General features: G+C 63.5%; 20 protein-coding genes. 16 read left to right on the forward strand and 4 right to left on the reverse strand.

The window, feature by feature from the left end; all coding sequences use genetic code 11:
• Positions 1-5 precede the first annotated feature (5 nt).
• From ACDI39_RS20490 to ACDI39_RS20530, 9 genes are all read left to right on the forward strand, one after another.
• Complete coding sequence (locus ACDI39_RS20490; protein WP_486537002.1) at positions 6-260, forward strand: hypothetical protein; 255 nt, start codon at positions 6-8, stop codon at positions 258-260.
• On the forward strand, positions 260-2824 hold the full coding sequence (gene rnr, locus ACDI39_RS20495) for a ribonuclease R (protein ID WP_253081067.1): 2565 nt from the start codon (positions 260-262) through the stop codon (positions 2822-2824). Before ACDI39_RS20490 ends, rnr begins: the two co-directional genes overlap by 1 nt.
• On the forward strand, positions 2821-3567 hold the full coding sequence (rlmB, locus tag ACDI39_RS20500) for a 23S rRNA (guanosine(2251)-2'-O)-methyltransferase RlmB (protein ID WP_253081068.1): 747 nt from the start codon (positions 2821-2823) through the stop codon (positions 3565-3567). The genes rnr and rlmB overlap by 4 nt, the downstream gene beginning before the upstream one ends.
• A gap of 242 nt (positions 3568-3809) precedes the next feature.
• The gene (gene rpsF, locus ACDI39_RS20505) at positions 3810-4235 is read left to right on the forward strand and encodes a 30S ribosomal protein S6 (RefSeq protein ID WP_225788960.1); all 426 of its coding nucleotides are present in this window, start codon (positions 3810-3812) and stop codon (positions 4233-4235) included.
• Positions 4236-4264: 29 nt separating this feature from the next.
• Positions 4265-4495 (forward strand): 30S ribosomal protein S18, encoded by a 231-nt coding sequence (gene rpsR / locus ACDI39_RS20510; protein WP_009403887.1) that lies wholly within the window; start codon positions 4265-4267, stop codon positions 4493-4495.
• 33 nt (positions 4496-4528) lie between these two features.
• A complete protein-coding gene (locus ACDI39_RS20515; RefSeq protein WP_253081069.1) occupies positions 4529-5422 on the forward strand; it encodes a YybS family protein in 894 nt (297 codons plus the stop codon).
• A gap of 20 nt (positions 5423-5442) precedes the next feature.
• Positions 5443-5889 carry a 50S ribosomal protein L9 gene (gene rplI, locus ACDI39_RS20520; RefSeq protein WP_225788962.1) on the forward strand — a complete coding sequence of 149 codons (447 nt, stop codon included), beginning with the start codon at positions 5443-5445 and terminating at the stop codon, positions 5887-5889.
• 112 nt (positions 5890-6001) lie between these two features.
• Positions 6002-7399: a replicative DNA helicase gene (dnaB, locus tag ACDI39_RS20525; protein ID WP_225788963.1), complete on the forward strand. Its 1398-nt coding sequence runs from the start codon at positions 6002-6004 to the stop codon at positions 7397-7399.
• Between the two features lie 149 nt (positions 7400-7548).
• Complete coding sequence (locus ACDI39_RS20530) at positions 7549-9849, forward strand: YgiQ family radical SAM protein (RefSeq protein ID WP_225788964.1); 2301 nt, start codon at positions 7549-7551, stop codon at positions 9847-9849.
• 37 nt (positions 9850-9886) lie between these two features.
• Here the strand turns inward: ACDI39_RS20530 and ACDI39_RS20535 are convergent, their stop codons facing one another.
• Positions 9887-10474 carry a cytokinin riboside 5'-monophosphate phosphoribohydrolase gene (locus ACDI39_RS20535; protein WP_225788965.1) on the reverse strand — a complete coding sequence of 196 codons (588 nt, stop codon included), beginning with the start codon at positions 10472-10474 and terminating at the stop codon, positions 9887-9889.
• 347 nt (positions 10475-10821) lie between these two features.
• Between ACDI39_RS20535 and azu the strand changes: the two genes are divergently transcribed.
• Positions 10822-11271 carry an azurin gene (gene azu / locus ACDI39_RS20540; protein WP_225788966.1) on the forward strand — a complete coding sequence of 150 codons (450 nt, stop codon included), beginning with the start codon at positions 10822-10824 and terminating at the stop codon, positions 11269-11271.
• A 114-nt stretch (positions 11272-11385) separates the two neighbouring features.
• Here the strand turns inward: azu and nadE are convergent, their stop codons facing one another.
• Both nadE and pncB read right to left on the reverse strand, forming a co-directional pair.
• On the reverse strand, positions 11386-12213 hold the full coding sequence (gene nadE / locus ACDI39_RS20545) for an ammonia-dependent NAD(+) synthetase (protein WP_225788967.1): 828 nt from the start codon (positions 12211-12213) through the stop codon (positions 11386-11388).
• A gap of 3 nt (positions 12214-12216) precedes the next feature.
• Positions 12217-13422: a nicotinate phosphoribosyltransferase gene (gene pncB, locus ACDI39_RS20550; protein WP_225788968.1), complete on the reverse strand. Its 1206-nt coding sequence runs from the start codon at positions 13420-13422 to the stop codon at positions 12217-12219.
• Positions 13423-13938: 516 nt separating this feature from the next.
• Here pncB and ACDI39_RS20555 point away from each other — a divergent pair.
• The 6 genes from ACDI39_RS20555 (at position 13939) to ACDI39_RS20580 (ending at position 20399) form a co-directional block, all read left to right on the forward strand.
• The gene (locus ACDI39_RS20555; protein WP_225788969.1) at positions 13939-15075 is read left to right on the forward strand and encodes a branched-chain amino acid ABC transporter substrate-binding protein; all 1137 of its coding nucleotides are present in this window, start codon (positions 13939-13941) and stop codon (positions 15073-15075) included.
• A gap of 154 nt (positions 15076-15229) precedes the next feature.
• Complete coding sequence (locus ACDI39_RS20560; protein WP_225788970.1) at positions 15230-16144, forward strand: ABC transporter permease subunit; 915 nt, start codon at positions 15230-15232, stop codon at positions 16142-16144.
• A 2-nt stretch (positions 16145-16146) separates the two neighbouring features.
• The gene (livM, locus tag ACDI39_RS20565) at positions 16147-17436 is read left to right on the forward strand and encodes a high-affinity branched-chain amino acid ABC transporter permease LivM (protein WP_225788971.1); all 1290 of its coding nucleotides are present in this window, start codon (positions 16147-16149) and stop codon (positions 17434-17436) included.
• The gene (locus ACDI39_RS20570) at positions 17433-18308 is read left to right on the forward strand and encodes an ABC transporter ATP-binding protein (RefSeq protein WP_225788972.1); all 876 of its coding nucleotides are present in this window, start codon (positions 17433-17435) and stop codon (positions 18306-18308) included. Before livM ends, ACDI39_RS20570 begins: the two co-directional genes overlap by 4 nt.
• Positions 18305-19021 (forward strand): ABC transporter ATP-binding protein, encoded by a 717-nt coding sequence (locus ACDI39_RS20575; protein ID WP_225788973.1) that lies wholly within the window; start codon positions 18305-18307, stop codon positions 19019-19021. The genes ACDI39_RS20570 and ACDI39_RS20575 overlap by 4 nt, the downstream gene beginning before the upstream one ends.
• Before the next feature lie 610 nt (positions 19022-19631).
• A complete protein-coding gene (locus ACDI39_RS20580) occupies positions 19632-20399 on the forward strand; it encodes an SDR family oxidoreductase (protein ID WP_225788974.1) in 768 nt (255 codons plus the stop codon).
• Positions 20400-20424: 25 nt separating this feature from the next.
• Here the strand turns inward: ACDI39_RS20580 and ACDI39_RS20585 are convergent, their stop codons facing one another.
• Positions 20425-21534, reverse strand: a complete 1110-nt coding sequence (locus ACDI39_RS20585; protein ID WP_486537003.1) for an AGE family epimerase/isomerase — start codon at positions 21532-21534, stop codon at positions 20425-20427.
• Positions 21535-21660: the final 126 nt, after the last annotated feature.

Here is a 21660-nt window from a genome sequence, read left to right on the forward strand (position 1 = left end):
ATCACATGATGCTTTACAACATCGCTTCTCTCAACTACAACGTCGGGGGTGTCCGTCGTCGTGGTGCGCACTATACGGATGCCCCGGTGGGCTGTAAAGCCCCGGATCGAAAAAATTTTCAAAAAATTCAACTTGTTGATTCCGCAGGCCTTCTACCGACCCCCGGGACTCCGACGGGGCTGTCCAAGGCTGACATTTCCGGTTTCAATACGCCTATGCCAAACTTCTTCTCTATATATACCAAGGTGAACCCCTCCTGATGGCCGATTGGCAATCCCTCGACCCCGAGGCCGCCCGTGAAGCGGAAAAATACGAGAATCCCATCCCCAGCCGTGAGCTGATCCTGCAACACCTTGCCGACCGCGGCGAACCGGCTGCGCGCGAGCAGCTGGCGGCGGAGTTCGGCCTCTACGAGGAAGACCAGATCGAAGCCCTGCGCCGTCGCCTGCGGGCGATGGAGCGCGATGGCCAGCTGATCTACACCCGGCGCGGCACCTATGCCCCGGTGGACAAGCTGGACCTGATCTGCGGCCGCATCTCCGGCCACCGCGACGGTTTTGGTTTCCTCATCCCCGATGATGGCAGCGACGACCTGTTCCTCAGCCCGGCGCAGATGCGCCTGGTGTTCGACGGCGACCGCGCCCTGGCCCGGGTTTCCGGCGTCGACCGCCGTGGCCGCCGCGAAGGTGTGCTGGTGGAGGTCATCTCCCGTGCCCACGAGAGCGTGGTCGGCCGCTACTTCGAGGAAGGCGGCATCGGCTACGTCACCCCCGACAACCCGAAGATCCAGCAGGAAGTGCTGGTCACCGCCGGGCGCAACGGTGGCGCCAAGATCGGCCAGTTCGTCGAGATCAAGATCACCCACTGGCCAACCCCGCGCTTCCAGCCCCAGGGCGACGTGGTCGAGGTAATCGGCAACTACATGGCGCCGGGCATGGAGATCGATGTCGCCCTGCGCAGCTACGACATCCCGCATGTCTGGCCCAAGGAGGTGATCAAGGAAGCGCGCAAGTTCCGCTCCGAAGTCGAAGAGAAGGACAAGGAAAAGCGCATCGACCTGCGCCACCTGCCGTTCGTCACCATCGATGGCGAGGACGCCCGCGACTTCGACGACGCCGTCTACTGCGAGCCACTGGGCAAGCTGCGCCTGTTCTCGGGCGGCTGGCGCCTGTACGTGGCGATCGCCGACGTGTCCAGCTACGTACGCCTGGGCTCGGCCCTGGACACCGAGGCGCAGCAGCGCGGCAACTCGGTGTACTTCCCCGAGCGGGTGGTGCCGATGCTGCCGGAGGAGCTGTCCAACGGCCTGTGCTCGCTGAACCCGCACGTCGATCGCCTGGCCATGGTCTGCGAGATGACCATCAACAAGGCCGGCCAGATGGTCGACTACCAGTTCTACGAGGCGGTGATCCACTCCCATGCCCGGCTGACCTACAACAAGGTCAGCAGCATGCTCGAGCACGCCCGCACCCGCGAGGGCAAGGCGCTGCGCGAGGAGTACAGCGCGGTGCTGCCAGACCTCAAGCACCTCTACGCCTTGTACAAGGCGCTGGTGGCGGCCCGTCATACCCGGGGTGCGATCGACTTCGAGACCCAGGAAACCCGCATCATCTTCGGCGAAGAGCGCAAGATCGCGGAAATCCGCCCGACCGTGCGCAACGATGCCCACAAGCTGATCGAGGAATGCATGCTGGCGGCCAACGTGGCCACCGCCGAGTTCCTGCAGAAGCACGGCGTGCCGGCCCTGTACCGGGTGCATGACGGCCCGCCGCCGGAGCGCCTGGAAAAACTGCGCGCCTTCCTTGGCGAACTGGGCCTGTCGTTGCACAAGGGCAAGGAGCCGTCGCCGAAGGACTACCAAGCGCTGCTGGCGAGCATCGCCGAGCGCCCGGACTTCCACCTGATCCAGACCGTCATGCTGCGCTCGCTCAGCCAGGCGGTGTACAGCGTCGAGAACAATGGCCACTTCGGCCTGAACTACGAGGCCTACACCCACTTCACCTCGCCGATTCGCCGCTATCCGGACCTGCTGGTGCACCGCGCCATCCGCAGCGTGATCCGCTCGCGGGTCGACACCCCGCACGTCAAGCGTGCCGGCGCCATGAGCATCCCCAAGGCGCGCATCTACCCGTACGACGAGCATGCCCTGGAGCAGATGGGCGAACAGTGCTCGATGACCGAACGGCGTGCCGACGAAGCCACCCGCGACGTGGTCAACTGGCTCAAGTGCGAGTACATGCGCGACCGCGTCGGCGAGACCTTCCCGGGCGTGATCACCGCGGTGACCGGTTTCGGCCTGTTCGTCGAGCTGACCGACATCTACGTCGAAGGCCTGGTGCATGTCAGCGCCTTGCCGGGTGACTACTACCACTTCGACCCGGTGCACCATCGCTTGTCCGGCGAGCGCAGCGGGCGCAGTTTCCGCTTGGGCGACACGATCGAGGTCAAGGTCATGCGGGTCGACCTGGACGAGCGCAAGATCGACTTCGAACTGTCGGAGAAGGCAGCCACCGCACCGGTCGGGCGCAAGTCGCGCAGCCCTTCGCCCGAGCCTGCGGCAGAGCCGGCGCCTGAGCCCAAGGCCACACCCAAGCCGCGCAGCGGCAAGCGCGAGTCCGCCGAGGCGTACTTCCCCAAGGATGCCGTGCAGCGTAACGCCGAAGTGCGCAAGAGCCGCGAAATGAAGAAGGCGCTGATGAGCGAGGCCCGCCACGGCCAGGCTGGCGCCAAGGCCGAGAAGGGCGCCAAGGCCTCCGGCAAGACCAAGCATCGCAAGGGGCCGTCGAAGTCCGGCGCGCCACGTAAAGGCAAGAACAAGTCATGAGCCAGCTGGAAAAGATCTACGGCGTGCACGCCGTACAGGCGTTGCTGCAGCATCATCCCAAGCGGGTCAAGCAGATCTGGTTGTCCGAGGGGCGTAGCGAGCCACGCATCCAGGCCTTGCTGGCGCTGGCGGCGGAGTACCGCGTGCCGGTCGGCCAGGCCGAGCGGCGCGAGCTCGATGCCTGGGTCGAAGGCGTGCACCAGGGCGTGGTCGCCGAGGTCAGCCCCAGCCAAGTCTGGGGCGAGGCCATGCTCGACGAACTGCTCGAGCGCACCGAGCAGCCGCCGCTGATCCTGGTGCTCGATGGGGTCACCGACCCGCACAACCTCGGCGCCTGCCTGCGCACGGCCGATGCCGCCGGCGCCACGGCGGTGGTGATCCCCAAGGACAAGTCGGCGACCCTCACTGGCGTGGTGCGCAAGGTCGCCTGCGGCGCCGCCGAGGTGATCCCGCTGGTGGCCGTGACCAACCTCGCCCGCACCCTGGAGAAGCTCCAGCAGCGCGGCCTGTGGGTGGTCGGCACCGCCGGCGAGGCTGAGCAGGAGCTGTACCAGCAGGACCTGACCGGGCCGCTGGTCATGGTCATGGGCGCCGAAGGCAAGGGCATGCGCCGGCTGACCCGCGAGCACTGCGACTTTTTGGTCAAGCTGCCGATGGCCGGCAGCGTCAGCAGCCTGAACGTCTCGGTGGCCACCGGGGTGTGCCTGTTCGAGGCTGTCAGGCAGCGCCGCCAGCAGCCTTGAGCTGCGGGCGCCAAGCGGCAGGAGAAAGCAGAACCGTGGTGGATCTGCTTTCAACGTGCCGCTTGCCGCTTGTAACTTGAAGCTTCCGGCGCCTTGCTTGTCCGCCCCGCCTTCTCTACAATTGCGCCCCTTGCCGTGCAGGCAGGCGCGCATGTGCCTTCTTTCCAAGGCAAGACATACAGTGTCATTCACTCCTTGTCTGACCAGATCGCTGGCAGACTACTAACCCGTAAGGAGCATTCATGCGTCATTACGAAATCATCTTCCTGGTCCACCCTGACCAGAGCGAGCAAGTCGGCGGCATGGTCGAGCGTTACACCAAGCTGATCGAAGAAGACGGCGGCAAGATCCACCGCCTGGAAGACTGGGGCCGTCGTCAGCTGGCCTACGCCATCAACAACGTTCACAAGGCTCACTACGTGATGCTGAACGTCGAGTGCACCGGCAAGGCCCTAGCCGAGCTGGAAGACAACTTCCGCTACAACGATGCCGTGATCCGTAACCTGATCATCCGTCGCGACGAAGCCATCACCGGCCCGTCCGAGATGCTGAAGGCCGAAGAGAACCGCAGCGAGCGCCGTGAGCGTCGTGAGCGTCCTGAAGCTGCTGATGGCGCCGAAGGCGACGACAGCAACGACAGCGACAACAGCGATAACGCTGACGAGTAATCCACGGACCTTTTTGAGGAGCCTATTACATGGCACGTTTCTTCCGTCGTCGTAAATTCTGCCGCTTCACTGCCGAAGACGTGAAAGAGATCGACTACAAAGATCTCAACACCCTGAAAGCTTACGTATCCGAAACCGGCAAAATCGTTCCAAGCCGTATCACCGGTACCAAAGCTCGTTATCAGCGTCAGCTGGCTACCGCTATCAAGCGCGCCCGCTTCCTGGCCCTGCTGCCCTACACCGACAGCCACGGCCGCTGAGACCGGGTCGTCGACAAGTAGCAAGGGATAAGCATGCGAGCGTTGGCTGATTTCATCATGCGCGGTCGCGTGCAGGCCTCCATCGTGGTGGCCGGTTGTGCGGCATTGCCGCTGTTGTTCTGGTTGAGTGCCGCTGCCGGGAGCCTGGTGTTCCTGCGGCGCGGTTTCAAGGACGCTTCCTCGGTGATCGTCTGGGGCATCCTGCCGGCATTGGCCTGGTGGATCTTCGGCGAGCCGCGCACCTTGATGGTGCTGCTGGGGACGCTGGGGCTGGCTGCGCTGTTGCGCGCCGGGCATTCCTGGAGCCGGGTGCTGTTGTCCAGCATCGCCTTGGGCCTGTTGTACGGTGTCATCCTGGGTTCGGTGTTCCGCGAACCGATCGAAGCTCTGGCGCGAGCGCTTGAAAAAGCCCTGCCGCAGATGCTCGGCGGTCTCTACCAGCAGTTGTCGGTGGAGGAGCAGGCACACCTCGGGAGCCTCATCGTACCGGTGCTCAACGGCCTGATCGCGGCGTTGCTGCAGGTGGTCAGTGTGCTGGCCCTGATGTTGGGGCGCTACTGGCAGGCCGCGTTGTACAACCCGGGAGGTTTCGGCCGCGAGTTTCAAGCGGTGCGGATTCCCCTGGTGCCGGCACTGGTGCTGCTGGCGTGCATGCTGTTCGGGCCGAACTTCGGTTCTGCCCTGGCATTGCTGACGCCGCTGTGCAGCGTGCCGCTCATGTTCGCGGGGATCGCCCTGCTGCATGGGCTGGTGGCCCAGAAACGCCTGGCCAGGTTCTGGCTGGTGGGGTTGTACGTGACGCTGGTGCTGTTCATGCAGCTGACCTATCCGTTGCTCGTGGTCTTGGCCATTGTCGATAGCCTGATTGATTTTCGCGGTCGCAAGTCCCCTCACCAGGGTGACGATTCCGCGAACGGTGAAGGTTAAAAGTTAAGAGGTTTTACCAAATGGAACTGATCCTGCTGGAAAAAGTCGCCAACCTGGGCAACCTGGGCGACAAAGTAAAAGTAAAAGGTGGTTACGGCCGTAACTTCCTGCTGCCTTTCGGCAAGGCCGTCGTTGCCAACGCCGCCAACCTGGCCGCGTTCGAAGAGCGCCGCGCCGAGCTGGAAAAAGCTGCTGCCGACCGTAAGGCTTCGGCTGAAAGCCGCGCTGCCCAACTGGCCGAGCTGGAAGTGACCATCACTGCCACCGCCGGTGACGAAGGCAAGCTGTTCGGTTCGATCGGCACCCACGACATCGCTGACGCCCTGACCGCCTCCGGCGTCGAAGTGGCCAAGGCTGAAGTTCGTCTGCCGAACGGCACCATCCGTAACGTCGGCGAATACGACGTTGCCGTGCACCTGCACAGCGACGTCGAAGCCACCGTACGCGTGGTTGTCGTCGCAGCCTAAGCTGCAGCGATCGGTTGGCTCCTCGTGGGCCAGCCGGTAACATCGGGCACGGTCCTGCTTCATGCAGGTCGTGCCCTTTGTCTTTTTCATCACCCAGATTTTTCGCGTGGACATGAACGAGATCAGCAACCCCGAGCAACTCGACCTGCAGACCGCCGCCCTCAAGGTGCCGCCGCATTCCATCGAGGCCGAACAGGCCGTGCTCGGTGGCCTGATGCTGGACAACAACGCCTGGGAACGGGTGCTGGACCAGGTCTCGGACGGTGATTTCTATCGGCATGACCATCGCCTGATCTTCCGCGCCATCCACAAGCTGGTGGACCAGAACCAGCCGTTCGACGTGGTGACCCTGCACGAGCAGTTGGACAAGGAAGGCCTGTCGTCCCAGGTCGGTGGCCTGGCCTACCTCGCCGAGCTGGCCAAGAACACCCCGTCGGTGGCCAACATCAAGGCCTATGCGGCGATCATCCGCGAGCGGGCCACGCTGCGCCAGTTGATCAGCATCAGCACCGACATCGCCGACAACGCCTTCAACCCGCAGGGGCGCAACGCCGAGGAAATCCTCGACGATGCCGAGCGGCAGATCTTCCAGATCGCCGAGGCGCGGCCAAAGACCGGCGGCCCGGTGGGCGTCAACGAGCTGCTGACCAAGGCCATCGACCGCATCGACACGCTGTTCAACTCCGACAGCGACATCACCGGCCTGTCCACCGGCTACACCGACCTGGACGAGAAGACCAGCGGCCTGCAGCCGGCCGACCTGATCATCGTTGCCGGTCGTCCGTCGATGGGCAAGACCACCTTCGCCATGAACCTGGTGGAGAACGCCGTGCTGCGCAGCGACAAGGCGGTGCTGGTGTTCTCCCTGGAGATGCCCGGCGAGGCGCTGATCATGCGTATGTTGTCGTCGCTGGGGCGGATCGACCAGACCAAGGTCCGCTCCGGCCAACTGGACGACGACGACTGGCCGCGGCTGACCTCGGCGGTCAACCTGCTCAACGACCGTAAGCTGTTCATCGACGATACCGCTGGCATCAGCCCCTCGGAAATGCGCGCCCGTACCCGTCGCCTGGTGCGTGAGCACGGCGATGTCGCCCTGATCATGGTCGACTACCTGCAGCTGATGCAGATCCCCGGCTCCAGCGGCGACAACCGCACCAACGAGATCTCCGAGATCTCCCGCTCGCTCAAGGCCCTGGCCAAGGAGTTCAACTGCCCGGTGATCGCCCTGTCGCAGCTCAACCGCTCCCTGGAGCAGCGGCCGAACAAGCGCCCGGTGAACTCCGACCTGCGTGAATCCGGGGCGATCGAGCAGGACGCCGACGTGATCATGTTCGTCTACCGTGACGAGGTGTATCACCCGGAGACCGAGCACAAGGGCATCGCCGAGATCATCATCGGCAAGCAGCGTAACGGCCCCATCGGCTTCATCCGCCTGGCGTTCATCGGCAAGTACACCCGCTTCGAGAACCTTGCGCCGGGCATGTACAACTTCGACGACGACGAATAACCGCGGAAGGCCCCCTGGGGAGCGCTTGCCCTGCGGCCCCACAGGGTTCTGTGTCTTTCATGAATCCGACCCCTGTCGTCGGATTTGATCAAAATTTGTGCTATATTCCGCGCCCGCGATTTCCCTGCACACCAGAACCGGTCACTGACATGCAAGCAGCCAAGCCACTCTACGACTATCCCAAGTACTGGGCCGAATGCTTCGGACCAGCGCCGTTCCTGCCCATGAGCAGGGAGGAGATGGATCAGCTCGGCTGGGATTCCTGCGACATCATCATCGTGACCGGTGATGCCTACGTCGACCATCCCTCCTTCGGCATGGCCATCATCGGCCGCCTGCTGGAAGCCCAGGGCTTTCGCGTGGGCATCATCGCCCAGCCGAACTGGCAGTCGAAGGACGACTTCATGAAGCTCGGCGAGCCGAACCTGTTCTTCGGCGTCGCGGCCGGCAACATGGACTCGATGATCAACCGCTACACCGCGGACAAGAAAATCCGCTCCGATGACGCCTACACTCCCGGTGGCATGGCCGGCAAGCGGCCCGATCGCGCCAGCCTGGTGTACAGCCAGCGTTGCAAGGAAGCCTACAAGCACGTGCCGATCGTCCTCGGTGGCATCGAGGCCTCCCTGCGCCGCATCGCCCACTACGACTACTGGCAGGACAAGGTCCGTCATTCGATCCTGGTCGATGCCAGCGCCGACATCCTGCTGTTCGGCAACGCCGAACGCGCGGTGGTCGAGGTGGCCCAGCGCCTGGCCAATGGCGAGAAGATCGAGAGCATCACCGACGTGCGCGGCACGGCGTTCATCCGTCGCGACACGCCCCAGGGCTGGTACGAGATCGATTCGACCCGCATCGATCGCCCTGGCAAGGTCGACAAGATCATCAACCCCTACGTCAACACCCAGGACATGGACGCCTGCGCCATCGAGCAGGCCAAGGGCGAGGTCGAGGACCCGAACGAGGCCAAGGTGGTGCAGATCCTCGACAGCCCGCGCATGACCCGCGACAAGACGGTGATCCGCCTGCCGTCGTTCGAGAAGGTGCGCAACGACCCAGTGCTCTACGCCCATGCCAACCGCGTGCTGCACCTGGAGACCAACCCGGGTAACGCCCGTGCCCTGGTGCAGAAGCATGGCGAGGTGGACGTCTGGTTCAATCCTCCGCCCATTCCCATGAGCACCGAGGAAATGGACTACGTGTTCGACATGCCCTATGCGCGCGTGCCGCACCCGGTGTATGGCAAGGAGCGCATCCCGGCCTACGAGATGATCCGCTTCTCGGTGAACATCATGCGGGGCTGCTTCGGTGGCTGTACCTTCTGCTCGATCACCGAGCACGAGGGGCGGATCATCCAGAACCGCTCCCACGAATCGATCATCCGCGAGATCGAGGAAATGCGCGACAAGGTGCCGGGTTTCACCGGGGTCATCTCCGACCTCGGTGGGCCGACCGCCAACATGTACCGCATCGCCTGCAAGAGCCACGACATCGAGAAGCACTGCCGCAAGCCGTCGTGCGTGTTCCCTGGCATCTGCGAGAACCTCAACACCGACCACAGTTCGCTGATCGAGTTGTACCGCAAGGCTCGTGCCTTGCCGGGGGTGAAGAAGATCCTGATCGCCTCGGGCCTGCGCTACGACCTGGCCGTGGAATCGCCGGAGTACGTCAAGGAACTGGTGACCCACCACGTCGGCGGCTACCTCAAGATCGCCCCGGAGCACACCGAACGTGGCCCGCTGGACAAGATGATGAAGCCGGGCATCGGTACCTACGACCGCTTCAAGCGCATGTTCGAGAAGTTCTCCAAAGAGGCGGGCAAGGAGCAGTACCTGATCCCGTACTTCATCGCTGCGCACCCGGGCACCACCGACGAGGACATGATGAACCTCGCCCTGTGGCTGAAGAACAACGGCTTCCGCGCCGACCAGGTGCAGGCGTTCTATCCCTCGCCGATGGCCTCGGCCACGGCCATGTACCACTCGGGCAAGAACCCGCTGCGCAAGGTCACCTACAAGAGCGAAGGGGTGGACATCGTCAAGAGCGAGGAGCAGCGCCGGTTGCACAAGGCGTTTTTGCGCTACCACGATCCGAAGAACTGGCCGCTGCTGCGCGAGGCCCTGCAGCGCATGGGCCGTGCCGACCTGATCGGGCCTGGCAAGCACCAGTTGATCCCGCTGCACCAGCCGCAGACCGACCACTACCAGAGTGCCCGGCGCAAGAATTCGACGCCGGCGGGTAGCCACAAGGTGGGCAAGGAGCAGAAGATCCTGACCCAGCACACCGGCCTGCCTCCGCGCGCCAGCGATGGCAGCAAGCCGTGGGACAAGCGTGAGAAGGCCAAGGCCGAGGCGTTCGCCCGCAACCAGCAGGCGGCCAAGGAGCGCAAGGAAGCGGCCAAGGGCGGCAAGGGCAAGAAGAAGCCGCGCCAGCCAGTCATTCCGCGCTGAAGGGGGGCATGTGGGGCTGCGAAGCAGCCCCCGGGTATCAGTCAGGCTTGCGGTCGACCCATTTTGGCAACACCGGCGCCTCGAACGCTTCCATCCCGTCCAGCAGCTCATCCGGCTGCTTGCCGAGCAACAGCATCGCCCGGTGCTGCGGTCGCACGAAGCCTTCCTCGACAATATGGTCGAGGAACCCACCAAGCTTTTCATAGAAGCCATTGACGTCCAGCAGCCCCAGCGGCTTGGCGTGATAGCCCAACTGCCCCCAGGTCCACACCTCGAACAGCTCCTCCAGCGTGCCCAGGCCACCGGGCAGGGCGATGAAGGCATCGCTGAGCTCTGCCATGCGCGCCTTGCGGGCATGCATGCCGTCGACCACCTCCAGGCGGGTCAGGCCGGTGTGGCCGATCTCGGCATTCATCAGGCTCTGCGGGATGATGCCGATGACCTCGCCACCAGCGGCCATGGCCGCGTCGGCCACGGTGCCCATCAGGCCGACCGCGCCGCCGCCGTAGACCAGGGTCAGGCCACGGCGGGCGATGGCCTGGCCGAGTGCGATGGCCGCCTCGCGATAGGCTGGGTTGGCGCCGATGCTGGCACCGCAGAAGACACAAACGGAACGTACAGGCATTGCTTATCTCCAGTTACATGCGTAAACAGGGTAAGGCGCATGCCTGCCGCTTCCAAGGCCAGTTTCACTCCGGGCGCGAGAATTCGTGGACGGCACCGCTCGCACCATGGGCGTAGGCGGCCAACAGACTGTTCATCAAGCTACCGAGGGACATGTTCATTGCTCCTTAATGAGAGGTTGTCTCATCGTCCGCTAAGAAGGCATGATGTGCACTTAGATTGGTTGTATACAATCCATTGAACAAATCAACTGGCTGACCACTTGACGCCCCTTGACGCACATCAGGAAGGGGCATGGCGGTTTCAGGCAGTCTCGCAATTGATAAAACCCTGCCAAGGAGATTCACGATGTTTGCGAAAGCTGTAGCGGTATCCCTGCTGACCCTCGCCAGCGCCTCTGTCTTCGCAGCCGAGTGTTCGGTGACTGTCGACTCGACCGACCAGATGTCTTACAACACCAAGGAATTCACCGTCGACAAGAGCTGCAAGGAGTTCACCGTCAAGCTGACCCACTCCGGCAACCTGCCGAAGAACGTCATGGGCCACAACCTGGTGATCAGCAAGACCGCCGACATGCAGGGCATTGCCACCGAAGGCATGACCCAGGGCATCGACAAGGGCTACCTGAAGGAAGACAACGCCGCGATCATCGCCCACACCGCGATGATCGGTGCGCCAGAGAAGGAAACCGAGGTGAAGTTCGACACCTCCAAGCTGGAAGCGGGCGGTGACTACAGCTTCTTCTGCACCTTCCCGGGCCATATCTCGATGATGAAGGGCAAGGTTATCGTCAAGTAAGTAAAGCCATGTAGGGCTTACTGGCCTCTTCGCGGGCAAGCACGCTCCCACAGGTTGACCACTGGTCTCGAGGACAGTGATGACCCTGTGGAGCGGGCTTGCCCGCGAAGCTTTTCAGGGGGCGAACGGCAGCTCGCGCTTGTGCTGGGTCTTGCGGTAGGTGGCGACGATGATGTCGAACGCCTCCTGGCTGACCGGCTCGCCATGCAGGAAGGCATCGATCTGCTGGTAGGTCACGCCATGGGATGCTTCGTCCGGCTTGCCCGGCGCCAGGTCTTCCAGGTCCGCCGTCGGCACCTTTTCCACCAGCGACTCCGGTGCGCCGAAGCTACGGGCGATGGCGCGCACCTGGTTTTTCACCAGGCCGCTCAGCGGCGCCAGGTCGCAGGCTCCGTCACCGAACTTGGTGAAGAAGCCCATCACCGCCTCGGCGGCATGGTCGGTGCCGATCACCAGGCCCTGGCGGGCGCCGGCGATGCTGTATTGGGCAACCATGCGCATGCGCGCCTTGACGTTGCCGACGACGAAGTCGACCAAGGTCGGCGAACCGCCTTCCAGGGCCTTCACCTCTCCCGCCAGGGCGCGCACTGCCGGTGCGATGTCGACGGTATGGACCTCGTCGGCCTTGATGACATCCAGGCAGGCCTGGGCGTCGTGCTCGTCGTGCTGCACCTGGTAGGGCAGGCGCACGGCGATGAAGCGGTAGCCGTCATCGCCGGTCTCGGCGCGCAATTCGTTGACGGCGCGCTGGGCGAGCAGGGCGGCGGTCAGCGAGTCGACTCCGCCACTGATACCCAGGACCAGGGTCTTGAGCCGGGCATTGGCCAGGCAGTCCTTGATGAAGGCCACGCGCCGGGCGACTTCGGCCTCGAGCGCCGCGGCGTCGGCGAACGGCGGCTGCACCTTGAGCGCTTGCGCAATCTCTCGCTGGACGGCTTGCATGGGTTACTCCTTGCTGGGGACTTTGAATACGTGACGCAGGTAGGCAACGAAATTCTCGTCGCGGCATTGGGTCTTGGCGGCCTCGTCGGAGATCTTCGCCACCGGCGAGCCATTGCAGTCGGTCATTTTAAGCACGATGCTCATCGGTGCCACACCGGGGATATCGCAGGTCAGGTTGGTGCCGATGCCGAAGCTGACGTTGATGCGGCCGCGCAGGGCACGGAAGATTTCCAGCGACCGGGTGAGGTTGAGGCCGTCGGAAAACACCAGTGTCTTGGTCATGGGGTCGATACCCAGTCTCTGGTAGTGGGCGATGGCCTTCTCGGCCCAGGCCACCGGCTCGCCCGAGTCGTGGCGCAGGCCATCGAACAGCTTGGCGAAGTACAGGTCGAAATCGCCCAGGAACGCATCCATGGTGATGCAGTCGGTCAGGGCGATGCCCAGTAGCCCGCGGTACTCGCGGACCCAGCAGTCCAGGGCGGCGATCTGGCTGTCGATCAGCCGCGGGCCGAGCTGCTGGTGGGCCATGATCCATTCATGAGCCATGGTGCCCAGTGGCTTGATATCCAGTTTCCATGCCAGGTCGACATTGCTGGTGCCGACGAAGCGCGCCGGGAAGTCGTCGCGCAGGACCCGCACCACCTCCTCCTGGACCCGGCTGGAGAAGCGCCGGCGTGTGCCGAAGTCGGCGACTTGCAGTTCGGCCAGCTCGTCGTCGCTGGCGTGGGCGCGCAGCCAGTCGAACTTGCGGTACAACTGGTCACGGGCCTCGGCCAGGCGCATGCGCGGATGCAGGTGGCGGTTGCGCACCTCGCTGATGATCGCCAGCAACGGCACCTCGAACAGGATCACATGCAGCCAGGGGCCGCGCAGGCGCAGGCACAGCTGGTCGTTCTCGATCCCCAGGTGCAGGTAGCGCAGGTTGAAGCGGAACAAGCCGAGAAAGCGCAGGAAGTCTGGCTTGAGGAAGCTGATGCGTTCGAGAAAGGCCAGTTGGCCGTCGTCCAGGGTCAGCTCGCCGAGCCGTTCGACCTGGGTGCGGATCTCGTCCAGGTAAGGGCGCAGGTCCTCGCCGTTGCGGCAGCGAAACTCCCATTCCACGTCGGCGTCCGGGTAGTTGTGCAGCACCGCCTGCATCATCGTCAGCTTGTAGAAGTCGGTGTCGAGCAGGTTATGCACGATGCGCTCGGCGAATGCGCTCACGCTCATGGGCAGGCTCCAGGTCGGTGGCGCTCGCTGGAACGGCGCAAGCGCGGGGTTGGCAGCCATTGTGCCAGCCTTTTGCGTGGAGCGTGCAGATGAGCCCTTTGCGCTGGCTGGGCTGGCCCATTCGCGGGCAGGCCCGTTCCCACATACCCGTTGCGCGACAGCGCAGCCCAGGTCGTTTCGCCATGCACCAGCTAGGCTCTAAACGGTGCCGCCTGTAGCAGTTGCGCACCAGTTGTGTGCAGTTCGGTGACGTCGGCTGTTACAGGTTGGTTGCACGTTAACACTTGCCAGGGTTGCAATGATGGCACTCGATGGTTGCTCCTTTCCTCCTTGCTGGGTGGCGCCTGCTGTGTGGCAGACGGTTGCACGCTCAATAAAGAAAAGGCCGTCGGTCGCCTTTTGCCTGCCTTTCCCTGGCGTTTTCCTACAAGACAAAACCAATGGCACGGCCCTTGCTCGGAGCACAGGGCTGAGAAGTTGTAGTGCCAATCAAAAAAACTCTAGGAGCACCACCTCATGTCGCAGACGTTTTACAAGAAAGGTTTCCTGGCTCTGGCCGTAGCTTCGGCACTGGGTGTTTCTGCGTATGTTCAGGCCGACGTCAAGATCGGCGTCGCAGGCCCCATGACCGGGGCCAACGCAGCGTTTGGCGAGCAATACATGAAAGGTGCCCAGGCGGCGGCCGACAAGATCAACGCCGCCGGTGGGGTCAACGGCGAGAAAATCGTCCTGGTGAGGGGGGACGATGCCTGTGAGCCGAAGCAGGCCGTGGCGGTGGCCAACCGCTTGGTCGATCAGGAGAAGGTCGTCGGGGTGATCGGCCACTTCTGTTCCTCGTCCACCATCCCGGCCTCGGAGGTCTACGATGAAGCCGGCATCATCGCCGTCACCCCCGGCTCCACCAACCCGCAGGTGACCGAGCGCGGCCTGTCGGCGATGTTCCGCATGTGCGGCCGCGACGACCAGCAGGGCATCGTCGCCGGCGACTACATCGTCGACGTGCTCAAGGGCAAGAAGGTCGTCGTGCTGCACGACAAGGACACCTACGGCCAGGGCCTTGCCGACGCGACCAAGGCCCAGCTGGAGAAACGCGGCGTCAAGCCGGTGCTGTATGAAGGCCTGACCCGTGGCGAGAAAGACTTCAGCGCCGTGGTCACCAAGATCCGCGCTGCCGGTGCCGATGTCGTCTACTTCGGTGGCCTGCACCCGGAAGCCGGCCCGCTGGTGCGCCAGCTGCGCGAGCAGGGCCTGAAGGACATTCCGTTCATGTCCGACGATGGCATCGTCACCGACGAACTGGTGGCCACTGCCGGCGGCCCACAATACACCAACGGTGTGTACATGACCTTCGGCGCCGACCCACGCCTGCTGCCAGACAGCAAGGCGGTGGTCGACGAGTTCCGCAAGGGCGGCACCGAGCCTGAGGGCTACACCCTGTATGCCTACGCTTCCCTGCAGGTGCTGGCCGCAGCCTTCAACGGCGCCAAGTCGAACAATGGCGAGGATGCCGCCAAGTGGCTCAAGGCCAACTCGGTCAAGACCGTCATGGGCGAGAAGAAATTCGATAGCAAGGGCGACCTGACCGTCTCCGACTACGTGGTCTACCAGTGGGATGCCAACGGCAAGTACCACCAACTGGAAAAACAAAAATAACAAAGGCACAAGCCCGGGCAGGTGCCCGGGCCGCTGCCCCTGCGGTACCCGTTCCTACTCGTAGATCTGCACCAGTTCTGCGCTGCGAGGGCCGCGTCATTCCAGGCCCGCCGTGGTCGGCGCTCGTGCAATCTCAATCAGGTGAGATTGCGTTATGGATGGTATTTTCCTGCAGCAACTGATCAATGGGCTGACCCTCGGGTCGGTCTATGGTCTGATCGCCATCGGCTACACAATGGTCTATGGCATCATCGGCATGATCAACTTCGCGCACGGCGAGGTGTATATGATCTCCGCGTACCTCGCGGCGATCAGCCTGGCATTGCTGGCTTATTTCGGTATCGAGTCGTTTCCGCTGCTGATGCTGGGAACCTTGTTGTTCACCATCGTCATCACCGGCGTCTATGGCTTCACCATCGAACGCATCGCCTACAAGCCCCTGCGTAACTCCACCCGCCTGGCGCCGCTGATCAGCGCCATCGGCATCTCGCTGATCTTGCAGAACTACGCGCAGATCAGCCAGGGCGCCCGCCAGCAAGGCGTGCCGACCCTGCTCGAAGGCGCCTGGCGCGTCGAGGTGGGCACAGGCTTCGTGCAACTGACCTACACCAAGATTTTCATCCTGGTCGCGGCCTTCGTCGGCATGGCCCTGCTCACCTACGTGATCAAGTACACCAAGCTCGGACGCATGTGCCGTGCCACCCAGCAGGACCGCAAGATGGCCTCGATCCTGGGGATCAACACCGACCGGGTGATCTCCTACGTGTTCGTCATCGGCGCGGTGATGGCCGCCCTGGCTGGCGTGCTGATCACCATGAACTACGGCACTTTCGACTTCTATGCCGGCTTCATCATCGGTATCAAGGCGTTCACCGCCGCGGTGCTCGGCGGTATCGGCTCGCTCCCTGGCGCCATGCTGGGCGGGATCGTCCTGGGGATTTCCGAGTCGCTGTTCTCCGGTTTGATCAACTCCGACTACAAGGATGTGTTCAGCTTCTCGCTGCTGGTGCTGATCCTGATCTTCCGTCCCCAAGGCCTGCTGGGTCGCCCGCTCGTGGCTAAGGTGTGAACATGTCCGCTGCCAATATTGCTTCTTCCGGTTTCGACATCAAACGCAGCCTGCTGGAAACCGTCGTCGCGGGCTTGCTGGCCCTGATCGTGTTCGGCCCCGTGGTCGGGGTGGTGCTCGATGGCTACAGCTTCAATGCCGAACCCACCCGTGTGGCCTGGCTGGTCGGCGGGGTGATGGTGGGGCGCTTCTTGCTCAGCCTGTTCTTCCAGAGCGGCACTGGCCGGCACATCCTGCACGGCTTCGAGAGTGGCGGTTCGGGCGTGCACGTGCGGGCGCCGGACTACAAGTCGCGACTGCGTTACATCATCCCCCTGCTGATCGTGGTCGCCATCGTCTTCCCGGTTTTCGCCAACAAGTACCTGCTGACCGTGGTCATCCTCGGCCTGATCTACGTGCTGCTGGGCTTGGGCCTGAACATCGTGGTCGGCCTGGCCGGGCTGCTCGACCTGGGCTACGTGGCCTTCTACGCCATCGGCGCCTACGGCCTGGCGCTGGGCTACCAGTACCTGGGGCTCGGCTTCTGGAGCGTGCTGCCGCTGGCGGCGATCGCGGCGGCGCTGGCGGGGTGCATCCTCGGGTTCCCGGTGTTGCGCATGCACGGCGACTACCTGGCCATCGTGACCTTGGGCTTCGGCGAGATCATCCGCCTGGTGCTGAACAACTGGCTGTCGTTCACCGGCGGCCCCAACGGCATGCCGGCGCCATCGCCGACCTTCCTGGGCCTGGAGTTCGGCCGTCGGGCCAAGGATGGCGGGGTGCCGTTCCATGAGTTCTTCGGCATCGACTACAACCCCAACCTGAAATTCCTGTTCATCTACGTCGTGCTGTTCCTGGTGGTGCTGGCGGTGCTGTACATCAAGCACCGGCTGACCCGCATGCCGGTGGGGCGCGCCTGGGAAGCCCTGCGCGAGGACGAGATCGCCTGCCGTTCCATGGGCCTGAACCATGTGCTGGTCAAGCTCTCGGCCTTCACCATCGGCGCTTCCACCGCAGGCCTGGCCGGGGTGTTCTTCGCCACGTACCAGGGCTTCGTCAACCCGTCGTCGTTCACCTTCTTCGAGTCGGCGCTGATCCTGGCCATCGTCGTACTCGGCGGCATGGGCTCGACCGTGGGCGTGGTGATCGCGGCGTTCGTGCTGACCGTGGCGCCGGAGCTGCTGCGCAGCTTCTCCGAGTACCGGGTGCTGCTGTTCGGCGTGCTGATGGTGCTGATGATGATCTGGCGACCGCGTGGGCTGATCCGCATCAGCCGCACCGGTGTGGTCCCGCGTAAAGGAGTGGCGCCATGAACGACGAAGTCATTCTCTCGGTCGACAACCTGATGATGCAGTTCGGCGGCATCAAGGCGCTCAGCGATGTCAGCCTCAAGGTCCGGCGCAACCAGATCTTTGCCCTGATCGGCCCCAACGGTGCCGGCAAGACCACGGTGTTCAACTGCTTGACCGGCTTCTACAAGGCCAGTGGCGGGCGCATCGAGCTGAATGTGCGCGGTACCCGTACCGACGTCATCCAGTTGCTCGGCGAGCGCTTCCAGGTGGCGGACTTCGTGTCGCCGGCGCGTTTCGCCAACCGCTTGTACTACAAGATGTTCGGCGGTACTCACCTGGTCAACCGCGCGGGGCTGGCACGCACCTTCCAGAACATCCGCCTGTTCAAGGAAATGTCGGTGGTGGAGAACCTGCTGGTGGCCCAGCACATGTGGGTCAACCGCAACCTGCTGGCCGGCGTGCTCAACACCAAGGCCTACCGCAAGGCCGAGAGCGATGCCCTGGACCACGCGTTCTACTGGCTGGAGGTGGTGGACCTGGTCGACTGCGCCAACCGCCTGGCCGGCGAACTCTCCTACGGCCAGCAGCGCCGCCTGGAGATCGCCAGGGCCATGTGCACGCGGCCGAAGATCATCTGCCTGGACGAGCCGGCCGCCGGCCTCAACCCCCAGGAAACCGAGGCCCTGAGCCGCATGATCCGCGTGCTGCGCGACGAGCACGACATCACCGTGGTGCTGATCGAGCACGACATGGGCATGGTCATGAGCATCTCCGACCATATCGTCGTGCTCGACCACGGCAAACTGATCGCCGAGGGCGCGCCACAGGAGATCCGCAACAACCCGACGGTGATCGCCGCCTACCTGGGTGCCGACGAAGAGGAACTGGTATGAGTGCACCCATTCTCGAACTGAAGGATCTGGACGTGTTCTACGGGCCGATCCAGGCATTGAAGAAAGTCAGCCTGCACATCAACGAAGGCGAGACGGTGAGCCTGATCGGCGCCAATGGCGCCGGCAAGTCGACCCTGCTGATGTCGATCTTCGGCCAGCCACGGGCGGCGTCCGGGCAGATCGTCTATCGCGGCACCGACATCACCCGCAAGTCGTCGCACTTCATCGCCTCCAACGGCATCGCCCAGTCGCCGGAAGGGCGCCGGGTGTTCCCCGACATGACCGTCGAGGAAAACCTGATGATGGGCACCATCCCTATCGGCGACAAGCACGCCGACGAGGACATGCAGCGCATGTACGAGCTGTTCCCGCGGCTCAAGGAGCGGCGTAACCAGCGTGCCATGACCATGTCCGGCGGCGAGCAGCAGATGCTCGCCATCGCCCGTGCGCTGATGAGCCGGCCCAAGCTGCTGCTGCTCGACGAGCCCTCGCTGGGGCTGGCGCCGATCGTGGTCAAGCAGATCTTCGCCACCTTGCGCGAACTGGCCAAGACCGGGATGACCATCTTCCTGGTGGAGCAGAACGCCAACCATGCGCTGAAGCTGTCCGACCGGGCCTACGTGATGGTCAACGGGCAGATCCGCATGACCGGGACGGGGCATGAACTGCTGGTCAACGAGGAGGTGCGTAACGCCTATCTGGGCGGGCATTGATTGCGTTCGATACGGGGGCCGCTTCGCGCCCCCGGCTGTTCATGGCCATGTGGACAACTTGTCGCACAACTCACACGAAGCACACTAGGATCGCCTCGCAAGTCATTGTTTCCACAGGCCCGAATTTTCCACGGAAAATGTGGAACCGGCTGTGGAAAACATGGTGGCATATCGCTCTAGCCCTTGATATACCTGCCCTGTAGCCTGCTGGTCATCTTTTGATCAAAGTTCCCATGTGGATGATTTCACTGCGTTTTCCGGATCATGCGCACGTATTTCCAGTGCCGTCGATTCCTGTGGATAACTCTGTGTGAAAGCCTTGGACAGACCGCTGCAGGCGGCATCCTTGAAAGCGTTGCGCCATCACTCGACCATCGTTGCCCAGCGCTCCGATGAAAAAGGGTTCCAGCGACCCGACGAGTTGCCCCCAATCCGTGGGGAAAGCCCTGTGGATAAGATGCGTATAGCACGCGTCAGCCCCTCTACCACAAGGGTTCTACCATGCTGTTCATTTATTGGGCAGTACCATCGACGACTTGCTGGCAACGCCGGTGGCGGGCATGCTTCAAGACCTGCCGAGGCAATTCACAGCACAGCGAAGGAGAACAGCATGACGTCCACCGTATTCATCACTGGCGCGACTTCCGGGTTCGGCGAGGCCGCCGCCCGCCGTTTCGCCGAAGCGGGCTGGAAGCTGGTGCTCACCGGCCGGCGCAAGGAGCGCCTGGACGCCCTGTGCGCCGAGCTGTCGGCCAAGACCGAGGTGCATGGCCTGGTGGTCGATGTGCGCGACCGCAAGGCCATGGAGCAGGCCATCGCCAACCTGCCGCCGGCCTTCGACACGCTGCGCGGCCTGGTCAACAACGCCGGCCTCGCCCTGGGCGCGGAGCCGGCGCAGAACTGCGACCTGGACGATTGGGAAACCATGGTCGACACCAACATCAAGGGCCTGATGTACACCACCCGCCTGCTGCTGCCACGGCTGATCGCCCATGGCCGTGGCGCGACCATCCTCAATGTCGGTTCGGTGGCGGGCATCTACCCCTATCCGGGCAGCCATGTGTACGGCGGCACCAAGGCCTTCGTCGGTCAGTTCTCCCTGAGCCTGCGTTGCGACCTGCGCGGCACGGGCGTACGGGTCAGCAATATCGAGCCTGGGATGTGCGAGAGCGAGTTCTCCCTGGTGCGCTTCGGCGGCGACCAGGCGCGCTACGACGCGACCTATGCCGGTATCGAGCCGATCCAGCCGCAGGATATCGCCGAGACCATCTTCTGGATCCTCAACCAGCCGGCGCATATCAACATCAACAGCCTCGAGCTGATGCCGGTGAGCCAGGATTGGGCGGGGTTCGCGATCGATCGGTCGGCCAAGGGGTGAATTCAGGGGGCGCGTCGCGAATGCGTCAGCCCAGCTGCCGCAAGCCTTCCAGGCAGGTCGCCAGGTGATAGGGCGTGGTCGACGGCATGTCATGCCGGCTGACCGCGCCGTTGCCATCGCGGCACTCGTGCCAGCCGCCTGGATGCAGGAAGCGCGTTTCCAGCGCCTGCAACTGGCGTAGCAACCTTTCCTCGCTACCCGGCCGCAGCGCCAGTGCCCGCAAATACTCGGCCTGGGCCCAGATGCGCTGGGTCGGATCGGTCACATTGCCTTGCGCATCCAGCATCGCCAGCACCGCCGAATCCGTCACGCCCTGTTGTTCGGCGTATGCGAAGGCGCGGTAAAGGGAGCCGTGCAACGGGCCGCCACGCAGCAGTGGCGAGGTATCGAGCAGGTAGAACCACTCGAATTGATGCCCAGGCTCGAACCAGTTATCCACGGCACCGCGGGGTTTCTCCAGCATCAGGCCGTGGGCCGGGTCGATGAAATGCACCTGCAGGGCTTCGCACAGCTGCAACAGCGCCTGTCGTACCTGCTCGTCCTCGCGTACTGCCAGCGTTTGCAGGAAGGCTTCGGCCAGATGCATCTGCGGGTTCTGCAAAGGGCCGCTGCCCAGTGCCGACCAGTCTTCGTCCAGGCTTGCCTCGTACAACCCATCATCCCGGGCGAAACGCTCGGCGACGATGCTCAGCGCCGCATTCAGCTTGGCCTCGACCAGTGGCTCGCGCACCTTGCCCCAGTAATGGGCGCAGGCGAAGACGATGAAGGCATGGGTGTAGAGGTCCTTGCGCCGGTCGAGGGGCCGGCCTTCGGCATCGATGCTGTAGAACCAGCCGCCGTGCTCGGCATCATGGAAATGCCGTTGCAGCGAGCGGAACAGCGCTGCGGCCCGCTCGGCCGCGCCCGGCTGCTCGATGCGACTGCTGAACAGGTACAGTTGGCGGGCGCAGGCCATGGCCCGGTAGCGCTGCACCGGCAGTGGCCGGTGCTGACCGTCGAGCGCCTCGTAGGGCAGGGCCATCTCGGCATTCCAGCCAGGGCCTTGCCACAAGGGCACGATACGCTCGGCGAAATGCTGGCGGAAACGGGCCACGTAGGGGCGTAGCTCGGGCGGGGTGGGGCGGGGGTCGGACATGGGGCGTGCTCGTCGCAATCGGGCAGTGCGTCATGGTAGCAGCTAGCGGCAAGCTGCAAGCTGCAAGCTGCAAGAAAAAGCATGCCTGCGCAGATTTTGATTTTTGCTTTTACTTGCAGATCCCCG

The sequence above is a fragment of the Pseudomonas sp. Tun-23181 genome, from assembly GCF_057415455.1.

Bases quoted from the DNA above. Each gene is read 5' to 3' on its own strand.
- ACDI39_RS20490 (WP_486537002.1), top strand. From the start codon at position 6: ATGATGCTTTACAACATCGCTTCTCTCAACTACAACGTCGGGGGTGTC.
- rnr (WP_253081067.1), top strand. From the start codon at position 260: ATGGCCGATTGGCAATCCCTCGACCCCGAGGCCGCCCGTGAAGCGGAA.
- rlmB (WP_253081068.1), top strand. From the start codon at position 2,821: ATGAGCCAGCTGGAAAAGATCTACGGCGTGCACGCCGTACAGGCGTTG.
- rpsF (WP_225788960.1), top strand. From the start codon at position 3,810: ATGCGTCATTACGAAATCATCTTCCTGGTCCACCCTGACCAGAGCGAG.
- rpsR (WP_009403887.1), top strand. From the start codon at position 4,265: ATGGCACGTTTCTTCCGTCGTCGTAAATTCTGCCGCTTCACTGCCGAA.
- ACDI39_RS20515 (WP_253081069.1), top strand. From the start codon at position 4,529: ATGCGAGCGTTGGCTGATTTCATCATGCGCGGTCGCGTGCAGGCCTCC.
- rplI (WP_225788962.1), top strand. From the start codon at position 5,443: ATGGAACTGATCCTGCTGGAAAAAGTCGCCAACCTGGGCAACCTGGGC.
- dnaB (WP_225788963.1), top strand. From the start codon at position 6,002: ATGAACGAGATCAGCAACCCCGAGCAACTCGACCTGCAGACCGCCGCC.
- ACDI39_RS20530 (WP_225788964.1), top strand. From the start codon at position 7,549: ATGCAAGCAGCCAAGCCACTCTACGACTATCCCAAGTACTGGGCCGAA.
- ACDI39_RS20535 (WP_225788965.1), bottom strand. From the start codon at position 10,474: ATGCCTGTACGTTCCGTTTGTGTCTTCTGCGGTGCCAGCATCGGCGCC.
- azu (WP_225788966.1), top strand. From the start codon at position 10,822: ATGTTTGCGAAAGCTGTAGCGGTATCCCTGCTGACCCTCGCCAGCGCC.
- nadE (WP_225788967.1), bottom strand. From the start codon at position 12,213: ATGCAAGCCGTCCAGCGAGAGATTGCGCAAGCGCTCAAGGTGCAGCCG.
- pncB (WP_225788968.1), bottom strand. From the start codon at position 13,422: ATGAGCGTGAGCGCATTCGCCGAGCGCATCGTGCATAACCTGCTCGAC.
- ACDI39_RS20555 (WP_225788969.1), top strand. From the start codon at position 13,939: ATGTCGCAGACGTTTTACAAGAAAGGTTTCCTGGCTCTGGCCGTAGCT.
- ACDI39_RS20560 (WP_225788970.1), top strand. From the start codon at position 15,230: ATGGATGGTATTTTCCTGCAGCAACTGATCAATGGGCTGACCCTCGGG.
- livM (WP_225788971.1), top strand. From the start codon at position 16,147: ATGTCCGCTGCCAATATTGCTTCTTCCGGTTTCGACATCAAACGCAGC.
- ACDI39_RS20570 (WP_225788972.1), top strand. From the start codon at position 17,433: ATGAACGACGAAGTCATTCTCTCGGTCGACAACCTGATGATGCAGTTC.
- ACDI39_RS20575 (WP_225788973.1), top strand. From the start codon at position 18,305: ATGAGTGCACCCATTCTCGAACTGAAGGATCTGGACGTGTTCTACGGG.
- ACDI39_RS20580 (WP_225788974.1), top strand. From the start codon at position 19,632: ATGACGTCCACCGTATTCATCACTGGCGCGACTTCCGGGTTCGGCGAG.
- ACDI39_RS20585 (WP_486537003.1), bottom strand. From the start codon at position 21,534: ATGTCCGACCCCCGCCCCACCCCGCCCGAGCTACGCCCCTACGTGGCC.